Origin of the sequence: Algibacter sp., from assembly GCF_029245835.1 — a bacterium.
GTDB lineage: Bacteria > Bacteroidota > Bacteroidia > Flavobacteriales > Flavobacteriaceae > Algibacter_B.
The window spans coordinates 52,372-67,278 of the sequence record NZ_JAQWOO010000059.1 but is presented as its reverse complement, the minus strand read 5'-3'; the positions used below and the strand labels follow the sequence as shown (position 1 = coordinate 67,278).

At 34.9% G+C, this 14,907-nt stretch carries 11 protein-coding genes; all 11 read left to right on the top strand.

What is annotated here, in order from left to right:
* Nucleotides 1-49: 49 nt before the first annotated feature.
* The 11 genes from P8K68_RS09665 to P8K68_RS09615 all read left to right on the top strand — a co-directional run bounded on the left by P8K68_RS09665 (nucleotide 50) and on the right by P8K68_RS09615 (nucleotide 14,902).
* Nucleotides 50-949 carry a TIM barrel protein gene (locus P8K68_RS09665; protein WP_300250108.1) on the top strand — a complete coding sequence of 300 codons (900 nt, stop codon included), beginning with the start codon at nucleotides 50-52 and terminating at the stop codon, nucleotides 947-949.
* A gap of 149 nt (nucleotides 950-1,098) precedes the next feature.
* Nucleotides 1,099-1,716, top strand: coding sequence for a hypothetical protein (locus tag P8K68_RS09660; RefSeq protein ID WP_300250100.1), 618 nt, complete (start codon nucleotides 1,099-1,101; stop codon nucleotides 1,714-1,716).
* A gap of 150 nt (nucleotides 1,717-1,866) precedes the next feature.
* Nucleotides 1,867-3,972 carry a bifunctional aldolase/short-chain dehydrogenase gene (locus tag P8K68_RS09655; protein ID WP_300250096.1) on the top strand — a complete coding sequence of 702 codons (2,106 nt, stop codon included), beginning with the start codon at nucleotides 1,867-1,869 and terminating at the stop codon, nucleotides 3,970-3,972.
* Between the two features lie 94 nt (nucleotides 3,973-4,066).
* Nucleotides 4,067-5,347 (top strand): sugar isomerase, encoded by a 1,281-nt coding sequence (locus P8K68_RS09650; RefSeq protein WP_300250094.1) that lies wholly within the window; start codon nucleotides 4,067-4,069, stop codon nucleotides 5,345-5,347.
* An 8-nt stretch (nucleotides 5,348-5,355) separates the two neighbouring features.
* A complete protein-coding gene (locus P8K68_RS09645; RefSeq protein ID WP_300250091.1) occupies nucleotides 5,356-6,741 on the top strand; it encodes an FGGY family carbohydrate kinase in 1,386 nt (461 codons plus the stop codon).
* Nucleotides 6,742-6,800: 59 nt separating this feature from the next.
* Nucleotides 6,801-8,090 (top strand): class II aldolase/adducin family protein, encoded by a 1,290-nt coding sequence (locus P8K68_RS09640; RefSeq protein WP_300250086.1) that lies wholly within the window; start codon nucleotides 6,801-6,803, stop codon nucleotides 8,088-8,090.
* A gap of 4 nt (nucleotides 8,091-8,094) precedes the next feature.
* Nucleotides 8,095-9,243 carry an alpha-hydroxy acid oxidase gene (locus P8K68_RS09635; protein ID WP_300250084.1) on the top strand — a complete coding sequence of 383 codons (1,149 nt, stop codon included), beginning with the start codon at nucleotides 8,095-8,097 and terminating at the stop codon, nucleotides 9,241-9,243.
* An 80-nt stretch (nucleotides 9,244-9,323) separates the two neighbouring features.
* Entirely contained in the window at nucleotides 9,324-10,763 is a 1,440-nt protein-coding gene (gene aldA, locus P8K68_RS09630) for an aldehyde dehydrogenase (RefSeq protein WP_300250082.1), read from the top strand.
* A 198-nt stretch (nucleotides 10,764-10,961) separates the two neighbouring features.
* The gene (locus tag P8K68_RS09625; protein ID WP_300250079.1) at nucleotides 10,962-12,365 is read left to right on the top strand and encodes a hypothetical protein; all 1,404 of its coding nucleotides are present in this window, start codon (nucleotides 10,962-10,964) and stop codon (nucleotides 12,363-12,365) included.
* A 125-nt stretch (nucleotides 12,366-12,490) separates the two neighbouring features.
* The gene (locus P8K68_RS09620) at nucleotides 12,491-13,951 is read left to right on the top strand and encodes a sulfatase-like hydrolase/transferase (protein ID WP_300250076.1); all 1,461 of its coding nucleotides are present in this window, start codon (nucleotides 12,491-12,493) and stop codon (nucleotides 13,949-13,951) included.
* A 114-nt stretch (nucleotides 13,952-14,065) separates the two neighbouring features.
* Nucleotides 14,066-14,902 (top strand): hypothetical protein, encoded by an 837-nt coding sequence (locus P8K68_RS09615; protein ID WP_300250074.1) that lies wholly within the window; start codon nucleotides 14,066-14,068, stop codon nucleotides 14,900-14,902.
* Nucleotides 14,903-14,907 lie beyond the last annotated feature (5 nt).

Genomic DNA, 14,907 nt, shown 5'->3' with positions numbered 1-14,907 from the left:
AATTATTACTCATATAGCTTAGTTAATAAAATTCCTAGAATACCTTACAATGAAAAAAGTACTTTTACTATTATCCTTTGTTTTAACATATATAACTTTTGCTCAAGGAATTGATAGCTCCTTGTATGTATACGATTTTGAGCTAAGCGATATGTCAATTATTGAGCGTGTAAACTTTCTCCAGCAGAAGGGTTTTGAAGGAGTTACATTCAGGGTACAGAATTCTTCTCATATCAATAAACTTAAGTCATATTTGAATACGGAGGCGGTTAAATCTGGGGAGTTTTCAGTTCCTATAATCTACATACAGTATGAGTTTGGGCGAAGAGATGAATTAGATCCAATTTGGAAAGAAGTTCTTTCCTTGGCACCCAAATTACCTATTTGGGTCATTGTTAGAAATAACGATAATTTAGCAACAAAAGATAGAACGGTTGACCTATTCAAAAACATGTGTGCTGAAGCCCAGAAATCTGGAAGCAATATTGTTATTTATCCACACGATAATACCTTTATAGAAAGTATTGAAGATGCATTGCCATATATCAATGAAGTAAATGCCTCAAATTTAAAATTAAGTTTTCATTTATGTCACGAATTAAGGGCTGGAAATGGTAATCGACTTTTGGATGTTGCTTTAAGCGCATTACCGTACTTAACCTATGCGACAATTTCGGGTTCCAATATATCGGTTAAAGATAATTCTAAGGATTGGTCAGATACGATTAAACCATTAGATGAAGGGGATTATCTCGTTGAGGAATTTGTATCCGTACTTCAGAAGATTAAATTTAAAGGTAAAACCATTCTTCATACGTTCGGAATTAAAAATAACAAAAATCATTTAGACAGATCATTGAAGAAATGGAAGAAGATGATCCAATCAACGTACCAAGATTTAAACACTAATCTAAATTCAATTTTGGACGCACCCGAAAATGCCTATTAGGACGAAGCATCAAATTCATGGTTTATTTCTAGTTTAGGGGAGAAAAGGTAACTATTGCAAGAGATGGTTACGGTTGGATAACAAAACTCGATGAGAACAGAAATGTTATTGCTAACAGATGGGTTGAAGGATTAGATGCACCTACTGGAATGGCGTCTTATAATGGATATTTATATGTGGCAGACCGTGGAGTTTTAGTAAAAATAAATATAGCTAAAGGAAAGATTGTTGAGAAAATTACATTGCCGGGTTCAAGATTTCCGAATTATGTAGCTACAGCAAATAATGGGGATGTTTACGTGTCAGATACGTATGAAAATACAATTTATAAAGTAACAGAAAACGGTAAAGTAAATGTGTTTGTAAAAGATGAAAGATTAGAATGTCCAAATGGCTTATGGGTTAGTGGAGGAAAACTTATTGTTGCTACGTGGGGGCCAATGACCAACGAGGCTACATTTGAAACAAGTAAAAAAGGTACACTTAAATGGATTGATAGAAAAACGAGAAAAATTCATACGGTTGGTAAAGGAGAACCCATTGCAAATTTTGATGGTGTTGTGCAATATGGAGATTTTTATTATGCTACAGATTGGACAGGAGGGAGGTTATTAAAAATTTCACTAAAAGGAGAGGTGGTATCTGAAATTGTTACAGGATTTAGTCAATTTGCAGATTTGGGAATCGATATTCAAAAAGGGATAATCGTAATTCCGGAGATGAGTAAAAATCGCATAATAACTGTTAGCTTAAAAGAATTGAAGTAATCCATATGATAACTTAAATTATTTTTTTTTATAATTTATACGTTTTATCTCTAAAAAAGCACTTAAAAGAAGTTTATTACAGTACAGTACAGGATGCCAACTATGCATGTTTCAAATAAATTTGTTTCAAGTTATTAAAATAAATATTTTATGGAAAAAGCGATAAAAAAATTCAATCATGTTGATTATTTATGGGAAGAGGATAAGGCACTAAAGCTTGGTAATGATCAAGTGAAACTTTTTTTATATCGTTCTAATATACTAGGAGCGGACTTAAGAATTACAAATTATGGTGGTGGGAATACCAGTTGTAAAACTATAGAAAAAGACCCTTTGACAAATGAAGACGTCGAGGTAATGTGGGTAAAAGGTTCTGGTGGGGATATAGGTACATTAACACGTTCAGGTATTGCAGGATTGTACACACAAAGATTGCGCAATCTTAAAAATGTTTATCAAGGGTTGCATGATGAAGACAGAATGGTTGGGTTGTTTAATCACTGTATTTATGATTTAGATAGTAAAGCACCGTCAATAGATACCCCTTTGCATGGGTTATTACCTTTTGCACATATAGATCATTTGCACCCTGACGCCCTTATAGCTGTTGCGGCAGCTAAGGATAGTGAAAAAGTTACCAAAGAAATTTGGGGAGATTCTATGGGTTGGGTGCCTTGGCAAAAACCAGGTTTCGATTTAGCATTACAGTTAGAAAAATGTTTAGCAGATAATCCAGGAATTAGAGGTATTGTATTAGGTAGTCATGGTTTGTTTACTTGGGGAGATACTTCTTACGAATGTTACATGAATAGTTTAGAAGTTATCGAAATGGCTTCAGAATATATTGAAACTAAAATTAAAGAACAAGGTGAAGTTTTTGGAGGTCAAAAAGTTGAAAGCCTACCTAAAGAAGAGCGTATTGAAAAAGCAGCTCAGTTAATGCCTTTATTAAGAGGTTTAGCATCATCTGAAAACAGAATGATTGGTCATTTTACAGATACAGATGTTGTAATGCAATATATTAATAGCAATGATTTGGCAAGATTGGCACCTATGGGAACATCTTGCCCAGATCACTTCTTAAGAACCAAGATTCAGCCGTTAGTATTAGATCTTGATAAAAATGAAGATTTATCAGATGCTGATGCTGTATTAAAAAAGTTAAAACCTGCTTTTGAGGCGTATCGTCAAGAATATCTGGATTACTATAATACCTGTAAAAGAGACAATAGTCCTGCAGTTAGAGATGCAAATCCGGTAATAATAATTTACCCAGGAGTGGGTATGTTTAGTTTTGCTAAAAACAAGCAAACTACTCGTGTAGCAAGTGAATTTTATATTAACGCAATTAATGTCATGCGTGGAGCTGAAGCTATTACAGAGTATACTTCTCTACCAAGACAGGAAGCATTTGATATTGAGTACTGGTTACTGGAAGAAGCTAAGTTGCAACGTATGCCAAAAGAAAAACCATTATCTCGTAAAGTAGCAGTTGTTACTGGTGCTGGTGGAGGAATTGGTAAAGCTATTGCCGATAAATTAGCTGCTGAAGGTGCTAATGTGGTATTGACAGATATTAATGAAGAAGCTTTAATAGAGGCAAACGCTACTTATCAAAGAGATGTATCTACTTATGCTGTTTGTGATGTAACAAATACGGTATCTATAGAGGGTGCTTATAAGAAAGCAGTTTTAGAATTTGGAGGTGTAGATATTATTGTTCATAGCGCAGGTTTAGCAATTTCGAAGCCTTTATCAGATACAACAGATAAAGACTGGAATATTTTGCAAAACATACTGGTAAAAGGTCAGTTTGATTTAGCTAAGCAATTTGCAGGAATCGTTCGTAAACAAGGTTTAGGAGGAGATTTTATCGCTATTGCAAGTAAAAACGGATTAGTTGCTGGCCCAAATAATGTTGCCTATGGTACTGCTAAAGCAGCACAACAACATATGGTGCGTTTATTAGCGGCAGAATTAGCTAAGGATAAGGTAAGAGTAAATACAGTAAATCCTGATGGAGTTATTGTTGGAAGTAAAATTTGGGAAGGAGCTTGGGCAGAAGGTAGAGCAAAGGCCAATGGAATAACTGTTGAAGAATTACCAGCATTTTATGCAAAAAGGAACTTGCTTCATGAAATAATTACACCAGAAGATATTGCCAATGGTGTTTTCTCTTTAGTAGGAATTTTAGATAAGTCAACAGGAAATATAATAAATGTTGATGGGGGTATGGCTAATGCCTTTGTCAGATAAAATTTAAATAGTTAGTTTTAGTTTAGTAGAAAAGAAAACTCCCATGAAATATACATATTTTATAGAGTTTTCTTATTCGTTAAATATTTCAATTATGAAAATAGAGAAAGAAAAAATCTTAGATTTAAATAAAAAAGGATTAGAAAGTCATAAAGAGAGTTTTGATTTTTTATCGAACAAATTATCCAAAAATGGTTGTGACGTCAACACAATTATTTCAAGATTGAGCCAATTTCAAGTGGCCGTTCCCAGTTGGGCACTTGGAGCTGGGGGAACTCGTTTCGGGCGTTTTGGGTTTTACGGAGAACCTACAAATCTTGAACAAAAAATAGATGATATAGGTATTTTGCATAGTCTAACACAAACTGCTGGAGCAGTATCTTTACATATTCCATGGGATATTCCATCAGATTATAATGCCATCAAAGAAAAGGCAGATGCTTTACATATAAAGTTTGATGCTGTAAATTCTAACACATTTCAAGATCAAAAGGATGCGCCAGAGAGCTATAAATACGGTTCTTTGAGTAATACAAGTAAAGCTGTACGTGAACAAGCTATTCAGCATAACTTAGATGTTATTAAAATAGGAGACAAACTAGGTTCAAAAGCTTTAACCGTTTGGTTGGCGGATGGTTCTTGCTTTCCTGGACAAAATAATTTCCAAACAGCTTTTCAGAACACACAAGATAGTTTAATAGATATTTATAAAGGATTACCTGATGACTGGAAGTTGTTGGTAGAGTATAAACCTTATGAACCAAACTTTTATAGTACGGTAATTCAGGATTGGGGCGCATCTTTGATGTTGGCTAATGGTTGCGGAGATAAAGCTTATACCTTAGTAGATTTAGGACATCACTTACCAAACTCAAATATTGAGCAAATTGTATCAATTTTACAGTTAAAAGGTAAGTTGGGAGGTTTCCACTTTAATGATAGTAAGTATGGAGATGATGATTTAACCGTAGGAAGTATCAAGCCTTACGCCTTATTCTTAATCTTTAATGAGTTGGTGTATGGTATGAAAAACAACCCTCAAAACCCTGATTTGGCTTGGATGATTGATGCTAGCCATAATGTAAAAGATCCACTAGAAGATTTGATACAATCACTAGAAGCAATTCAGGAAGCTTACGCAAAAGCGCTGTTGATTGATCAGAAAGCTTTAAAAACAGCACAATTAGACAACGACGTGGTAAAATGTCAGGAAATTTTACAGGGTGCTTATAGAACGGACGTCAGACCGTTGTTAGAAAAGTCACGTCTAGACACAGGAGGTGCATTAAGCCCAATAAATGTATACCGTGAGCTAAATGTTAGGGATACTTTAATTTTAGAGCGTGGTAAATATACTGTAGCAACTGGTTTATAATTATAATAATGAATCAAAAAGTAAAAAAAGTAACTGCGGTATTTGACATCGGGAAAACGAATAAAAAGTTCTTTCTATTCGATAAAAACTTAAATGAAGTACATAAAGAGTATACATCCTTTGAGGAAATAGAAGATGAAGATAAATATCCCACTGAAAACCTTCCGTCTTTAAAAAAATGGTTAAAACAAGTTTTTGATGGTATTCTGGAAAAAAAGGAATTTAAAGTTGAAGCTATTAACTTTTCAACATATGGAGCCAGTTTGGTACATATAGATGAAAATGGAAACCCTTTAACTCCTTTATATAACTACGCAAAGCCATTACCTGAAGCCATTATACAATCATTTTTTAAAAAGTATGGACCTAAAGAAGCATTTTTGAAATCTACTGGATGTGTTGATTTAAGCATGCTTAACTCAGGACTTCAGCTATATTGGTTAAAACATACCAAACCAGAGATTTATGCTAAGATCAAGTGGTCTCTGCATTTGCCGCAGTATTTAAGCTATGTATTCACGGGGATTCCGATTAGTGAGTATACCAGCATTGGCTGCCATACCGCCCTTTGGGATTTTAACAAAAAGGATTATCACGATTGGGTTTACAAAGAAGAAATAGATAGGATATTGCCTCCTATTGTTTCAACCGAAACCAGCATAAATATGAACTATAATGGCAATAGGATAAAAATCGGTGTTGGTATTCATGATAGTTCAGCAGCTTTATTGCCTTATATCAGAAGTATAAAGAAAAAGTTTGTATTGGTATCTACTGGTACATGGAGTATTGTATTTAACCCATTTGCGGCAGACCAGTTTGAAGGTAAGGCATTTAGTAGTGATACAATTAATTATATGCGCATTAATGGGAAGCCTGTAATGGCAACACGTGTTTTCCTAGGTAATGAATACAAATTACAGGTTGAGAAGCTGAACAAATACTTTAATGTTAATGATGAGTATCATCGAAATGTTAGTTTTAATTACGATACTTACCTCGAGATTATTCGTGATTTTAAGTATTGTTTTAAATGGGAAAGCATTGTGGATGATAACATGCCTGAAAAAACAAATTTTTCCTTTGACAAGTACGAACATGCTTATCATCAGTTAATGACAGAGCTTGTTATTATTCAAATTAAATATATTAGAGAGGCATTGGGTGAAAATAGAATTGCCCGTATATATGTAGATGGTGGTTTCAGTAATAACGATATTTATATCAAGTTGCTTTCACATAAATTCAATCATAAACGCTTAAGTACAACAGATGCATCGCTTGGCTCAGCATTAGGAGCAGCTATTTCAATTTCGGATAAAAAGTTAAATTCAAAATTTTTAAAACGAAATTATGCTCTTAAAAAGCATGTGCCTTTTATAGTTAATGGTTAATCTGTACGGATAAAGCAAAACAAAATTAACTTCACAGTCAATTTCCAAATTTATATATTATGGCTAAAAACATAAAATTCATTCACCCAAGAGATCAAATCACAGAAATTATTAGTAGAGTTTATAAAAGAGGTATGACAACCACTTCAGGGGGGAATATTTCTATTATGGATGATCAAGGAGATATTTGGGTAACACCTTCAGCAATTGATAAAGGCTCTTTAAGAGCATCCGATATTATATGTGTAAAACAAGATGGTACTATAATTGGAAAGCACAAACCTTCTTCTGAGTTTCCGTTTCATAAGGCCATTTATGAATCTAGACCAGATATTAAATCTGTCATTCATGCCCATCCACCAGCATTGGTTTCGTTCAGTATTGTGCGGCAAATACCTATCACAAATATTATTTCACAAGCTAAGCATATTTGCGGACCAATAGGATATGCAAAGTATAGACTTCCAGGTAGTGAAGATCTTGGAGATGTAATTGCAGATGAATTCAAAAAGGGATATAAGGCAGTAATTATGGAAAATCATGGTACTGTTTTAGGGGGTAGTGATTTAACAGATGCATACGAACGTTTTGAAGCTCTAGAATTTTGCGCTAGGACGATTATTTACGGAGCTCAGATTGGAACACCAAAATATTTGACTGATCAACAAATTGATGAATTTGAATCACAAGCTACAGGCACTTTGCCAGAAATAGAAACTACTCATTATGCTTCTGATGAAGTAGAAAAACGCTTAGAAATTTGCAAAATAGTAAAGCGCTCTTGTCAGCAGGGGTTAATGATTGGTTCTTATGGGACTGTATCAATGCGTTGGAAAGGTAATGACTTTTTAATTACACCAACTAATGTTAACAGATGGGATTTAGATTTGGAAGATATTGTTCAAATTAAAAACGGTCAAAGAGAGTCAGGTAAAATTCCAAGTAGAGCTACATGGATACATCAAGAGATATACAATAGAAACCCAGATGTAAACTCCATAATAATGACACAATCGCCTTATCTTATGGCGTTTGGTGTTACAGGAGAATACTTGAATGTTAGAACCATACCGGAAAGCTGGATTTTTTTGCAGGATATAAACTTTGTTGAGTATGGTAGTCATTTTAGAAAAAATAATAATTCAGATATCGTAGATAACTGTCCTACCGCTTTAATTATTGAAAATGATTCTGTAATTATTACAGGAGATAAGTTACTGCAAACTTTTGATTATCTAGAAGTGGCTGAATTTAGTGCTAAATCTATAGTTATGGGAAATTCACTTGGAGAAATGGTGCCTATAAATGACGAGCAAGTAGAAGATTTAAGAAAGAAATTTTTAGCATAAAAACATGGCAATAAGTTTTGATACACGTTATCCCTCAATGGACGATTTAAGGGCTAAAGCAAAAAAGAAAATACCAAAATTTGCCTTTGAGTATCTTGATGGTGGGTGCAATGAAGATGTTAATCTTGTTCGAAATACAGCAGAGCTAAGAGAAGTACAACTTAAACCTAACTACCTAAGAGAACATCATGGCTCATCATTAAAAACCAAGCTATTTGGAGTTGAGTATGATGCCCCATTTGGGATCGCACCAGTAGGTTTACAGGGACTTATGTGGCCCAATTCACCTGAGATTTTAGCAAAAGCAGCTTTCGAACACAACGTACCTTTTATTTTAAGTACGGTAACAACTACTAGTATTGAACGTGCAAGTGAGTTGACCGAGGGTAACGCTTGGTTTCAACTTTATCATCCAACTGATAATAAGTTACGAGATGATATCATTAATCGGGCAGCGGTTGCTGAATGCCCTGTATTAGTAATTCTCTGCGATGTTCCTACATTTGGATTTAGGCCGAGAGATATAAGAAACGGATTGGCAATGCCTCCAAAAATGAATTTAAGTAATATTTTACAGGTTTTTGGTAGACCTCACTGGGCCATAGAAACACTTAAGCATGGGATACCAACTTTTGAAGTACTTAAACCTTATATGCCTAAGGGATTAGATTTAAAACAACTGGGTAAATTTATGGATCAAACCTTTAGTGGAAGGTTAAATGCTGAGAAAATAAAACCTATACGTGATATGTGGAAAGGTAAATTAGTTCTTAAAGGCGTAGCCTCAGAGTTTGACACTGAAGAGGCTATACGTTTAGGATTAGATGGTATTATAGTATCTAATCATGGAGGGCGCCAATTAGATGCTGGTCAATCAACCGTTAAACCTTTGGCAACTATTGCTGAAAAATATGGAAACCAAATTGAAGTGATGATGGATAGTGGAGTGCGCTCAGGACCTGATGTAGCTCGAGCTATGGCAAGTGGAGCAAAATTTACTTTCATGGGACGTTCTTTTATGTATGGTGTTTCTGCTCTTGGAAAAAAAGGAGGGAACCATACAATTTCATTATTAAAAACAGAATTGCAACAAGTTATGGAGCAACTGTGTTGTGAGAAGACTTCAGATTTTACTAATCACCTAATAAAGTAAAAAGAGAAACAGTTAATAACTAGCTGAAATTGTATTTTTAGGTATAACCAAAGTTAAACCAAACTAAACTTATAAATATTATGAAACATTATAAACAATACATCAACGGAAGGTTTGTTGAGTCAAAAGCTACTTCGGTCATTGAGATTTTGAATCCCTGTACAGAAGAAGTTATAAGTACTATATCAACTGGAACGTTAGAAGATGCGAATAATGCATTGGAAGCTGCGCAAGCCTCACAACCAGCGTGGGAAGCTCTACCAGCAATTCAAAGAGCGGCATATTTACATAAAATGGCCGATGTTATTAGAGAAAATAGAGTTTTTCTAGCTGAAACATTGTCTCGAGAACAAGCCAAAGTTATTGGTTTAGCACAAATTGAAATTGACTTTACAGCTGATTATTTTGATTACAATGCAGGTTGGGCACGTAGAATAGAAGGAGAGATTATTCAAAGTGATAGAGAAAAAGAACATATCTATTTGCACAAAGTACCAATTGGGGTAGCAGTAGGTATCTGTCCTTGGAATTTCCCGTTTTTTGTTATGGCACGTAAAGTTGCGGCATCATTAATAACTGGGAATACATGTGTTATAAAACCAAGCTCAGAAGCGCCAAATACAATTATGGAATTTGCTAATCTCATTCAAAAAATCGAATTACCAGCTGGGGTTTTAAATTTTGTTTGCGGAGCAGGACGAACGGTGGGAAATGCACTTTCTAAAAGTCCTATTACAGGTATTATCAGTTTAACAGGTAGTGTTGGTGCAGGACAAAAAGTAATTAGTGCAGCTGCTGAAAATATCACAAAAGTGTCTTTAGAATTAGGAGGAAAGGCACCTGCCATTGTTTGTGCCGATGCTAATATGGAGTTGGCCGTTAATTCTGTGGTGTCCTCTAAAGTTATTTTTAGTGGACAAGTTTGTAACTGTGCAGAACGTGTATATGTAGAGGATAGCATTTACGATGAATTTGTAGATAAGCTAACTAAGAAGATGAGGGAAGTTAAAATTGAAGAGGCTTTAACAGGGACTGATGCTGATATGAGTAGTTTGGTTTCAAAAGATCAATTGAATAAGATTTCCGAAATGGTTGAGTTTGCTAAGAAAGAAGGTGCAGAGGTGCTTGTTGGTGGTGGACAACCAGATAAATTTGATAGAGGTTATTTTTATGAACCAACTGTAATAACGGGTTGTAGTCAGGATAGCCAAATTATTCAAGAAGAAGTTTTTGGTCCTGTATTACCAGTGATGAAGTTTAATACTTTAGAAGAAGCCATTTCGATGTCAAATGATACAGAGTTTGGTTTAACATCTTCGATATTTTCAGAAAACTTTAATAACATTATGAAAGCTACAAGCGGTCTTCATTTTGGAGAAACTTATGTAAATAGAGAACATTTTGAAGCTATTCAAGGATTTCATGCCGGATGGAAAAAGTCTGGTATAGGAGGCGCAGATGGTAAATATGGTATGGAGGAATATTTACACACTAAAGTGGTATACGCAAAATACTATTAAGAATCTTTAAAGTTGTAAATCTTGGTTTTTTCTAACATTTCTTCCGAGTAGGTATTGTACTGTTTAACTGAATTTTGATTATGGTCATATTTTTCATGTGCGGGATGGTACAGGACGGAAAAACCTAATACGAAGGTTATTTTCGTAATTGTAGTTTTAAGTAAATATAACATTAGTAACTAAAAACAATAAAAGTTCATGAGTCAATACAATATAGAAGATGATATTGAAGATTTAGCTGGTGGGGAGTTTGAAAGAACCCCAGTGACACAGTCAAAACTTAAAGGTTGGAAAAGTTTTATTGGCATGTATGCTGGTGAGCATGCTGCTGGGACAGAATTTATGATTGGTCCATTGTTCCTGACGGCAGGTGTAAGTGCTTTTGATTTGATTGTAGGCCTCTTAATAGGAAACTTGTTAGCGGTGCTTAGTTGGCGTTTTTTAACAGCAGAAATAGCAGTAAAAAATAGATTAACCCTTTATTATCAATTAGAAAAAATTTGTGGTAAAAAATTGGTGACTGGTTATAATTTGGCTAATGGTATATTGTTTTGTTTTTTGGCTGGAGCAATGGTTACCGTATCTGCCACAGCAGTAGGTATTCCGTTTGATATGCCAATGCCTAAACTAACTGATACAATGCCTAATGGCATCACTTGGATTATTATAGTAATTTTAATCGGTGCGGTAATTTCTGTTATAGCTGCTCGTGGTTATGATACAGTAACTAAAGCAGCCAACTGGATGTCCCCATTTATTGTTTTAGCTTTTGTTGTCGCTGGTATTGTGGCATTAATTCAATTAGATGTTGCTAGTTTTTCAGATTTCTGGGAAATCTGGGGAGAAGGCGGTAAACCTTTTCCAGGGCAAACAAAGTTTACGTTTTGGCATGTTGTTATTTGGTCATGGTTTGCCAATGCAGCCATGCATGTAGGAATGTCAGATTTATCAGTTTTCCGATTTGCAAAGGAAGCCAAATCTGGCTGGACAACGGCAGCAGGAATGTACGTAGGGCATTACATGGCATGGATTGCTGCAGCATTATTATATGCAGTATATTTAAAATCACCAGAAGCTCAGGTTTTTTTAGTTAATGGTGATGCCCCACCAGTTGCTCCTGGACCTTTAGCAAATAATGCTATTGGTATTTTTGGTATTATTGCCGTGGTATTGGCTGGTTGGACAACAGCCAACCCTACTATTTATAGAGCTGGTTTGGCATTTCAAGCAATTCTGCCAAAATTATCAACCTTTAAGGTCACAATTTTAGCAGGTTCTATTGCAACCATAGCTGGTTTATTTCCTGCTTTCGCAATGAAACTGTTAGGGTTTGTAGCTTTGTATGGATTTATTTTAGCCCCTTTTGGAGCAATAATTGTATTCGAACATTTTTATCATAAAAAAGCTGGGATAATTAAAAACTATGCAGAAACAGCAAACATTTCATTTAATAAATCTGTATTCTTAGCATGGGCAATAAGCTTTGGTCTTTTTTATTTTATTTCAGTTCAATTTGACGTTTTTTTGTCTTTTGTTACACTACCGGCTTGGTTGTTATGTGGAATACTTTTCTTAGTTTTTAGTAGATATTTTCAGAAATAGTTTTGTTTAAGAATATTTTGAGCAGTTTTATACAGTACTGAACAGGATAGCAAGGTTCAGTTAATTCAATACCTTGCCAACAAGTTTATTATGAGTCAGTATATTCATTTAATAAAATCATACCAATGAAGAAGATTCTTAGATTCAAGGTTTATGCAATACTTTTATTTTGTTTAGCAGAAAGTCAAACATTTATTGCTCAAACAAACCAGAATAAAAAAAAACCCAACATAATTGTCATTTTTACTGATGACCATGGTTATGCAGATCTTGGTGTACAAGGACAGCTTGACGATATAAAGACTCCTCATATTGATGCTATGGCTGAGGCCGGAGTACGAATGACTTCTGGTTACATAACTGCTCCACAATGCACTCCTTCGAGAGCAGGATTGCTCACGGGAAGATACCAACAACGATTCGGATTGGATGAAAACGGTACAATACCATTACCTCTCGATGAGGTTCTTATCCCAACAAGATTAAAAGAAGCAGGATATATAACAGGAATGACAGGTAAATGGCATTTAGAACCAAATCATATTGAAAAGGATTGGATCAAGGAGAATATGCCAGAATTGGCAGGAAAAAAATTAAATCCAAGAGACATTCCTTTCTCAAAAAAGCTAGCTTATATGCCTTCTGAAAGAGGTTTTGATGATTGTTTTCAAGGTGAAATGATTCGTTATTGGGTTAATTATGATTTGAAAGGAAATTCTATTGAAAAGCAACATTTTATTGATAAACGTTTTAGGCTTGATGTTCAAACAGAGGCTGCATTGACGTTCATTGATAGGAATTACGAAACCCCCTTCTTTTTCTATTTGTCTTATTTTGGTCCACATGTACCACTTGAAGCTACCAAGAAATATTTAGATCGATTTCCTGGTGATATGCCTGAAAGAAGACGACACGCTTTGGCAATGTTATCCGCAATTGATGACGGTGTTGGTGCCATTCGTTCTTCCCTTGAAAAGTATGGTATTTTAGATGATACAATAATATTTTTTATTAGCGATAATGGGGCTCCTCTTAAAATCAAGAAAGAAGATTTGCCAATTAGCTTCAAGGGAGGGGCTTGGGATGGTTCTTTAAATGACCCATATATTGGTGAGAAAGGAATGTTGTCTGAAGGTGGTATTAGAATACCATATATCATTTCATGGCCTAAAAGGTTACCTAAAGGTAAAATCTATGACCGTCCTGTTTCGTCACTTGATGTAGCGGCAACTTCTATCGCTGTAGCAGGATTATCCAAATCAAAACAGCTTGATGGTGTGAATATAATTCCATTTCTTGAGGGTAAAAAAACTGGAGATCCTCATGAAGCACTTTATTGGAGATTTTGGAATCAAGGAGCTATTCGTGAGGGTAATATGAAGTATCTTAAAGCAGGTGAAAGAGAGTTTCTTTTCGACGTGTCAGGTGATTTACACGAAAGTAAAAACCTAATTAATAAATATCCTAAATTGGTTTCAAAGATGAGAGCTAAGCTAGAAAAATGGGCCAATGGATTACAAAAACCCGGTCTTAGAAATGAGCAAGGCAGAGAACGAAGATGGTATAATTATTATTTTAAAAAGTAAAAAAGCATGAATAAAAAAGCAAAACATTCATTAATTCTTTTTGTGTTGATAAGTCTAACATACAGTTGCAAGTCCCAAAAAGTTGAAAGCTTTAAGAATGACAAAACTCTTGAGATGAGGAACAATTCGTTGCTCATTAAATTAGATTTGACTCGTGGAGGTGCTATCTCATTTATTTCTAAAACCGATGAAAAAAGGAATTTGGTGAACATTCATGATGAAGGGAGGTACATTCAGCAATCATATTATGCAGGTAAGCGTTTAGATAGACAGGATGAAGGGCAAAGTCCGCGGTGGTCACCGTGGACATGGAATCCTATTCAGGTTGGTGATGCCTATTTTAATCGAGCCCAAATATTGGCATCTGAGATAAAAGGAAATACGGTTTATACTCAATGTATTCCAATGCTTTGGGATATGAATAACAAACCGGCAGAAGCAATTATGGAACAATGGACCACATTAGAAGACAATGTGATAAAGGTTAAAAATAAACTAACCTGTCAGCGAACGGATACCTTATATGGTGAAGGTATGAAAAGGTCACAAGAATTACCTGCTGTATATCCAATTTCAAGTCTAAGCGAATTATATAGTTATGTGGGAGAGAAGCCATTTACCAAAGGGCCCATGAAAAAATTAGAAGTTAAATTTTTACAAAACGGTTTTTGGGGTAGATATCAAAATGGTGAAATAACAGAAAGCTGGATGGCTTTTGTAGATCAAAATAATTGGGGAATGGCTGTATACTCTCCATCAACACAAAGTTTTTTAGCCGGAATGTCCGGTCGACCTGGAGGTGAAGCTGAAAGTGGTTCTACTTCCTATATTGCTCCAGTAAAGAAAGTAGCACTTTACAAGAATTCTGTATTTGAATATGAATATTATATAATTATTGGGCAATTGGAGGAAATGAGAGAAACAATATATGATATCCAATCAAAAAACTAAAAATA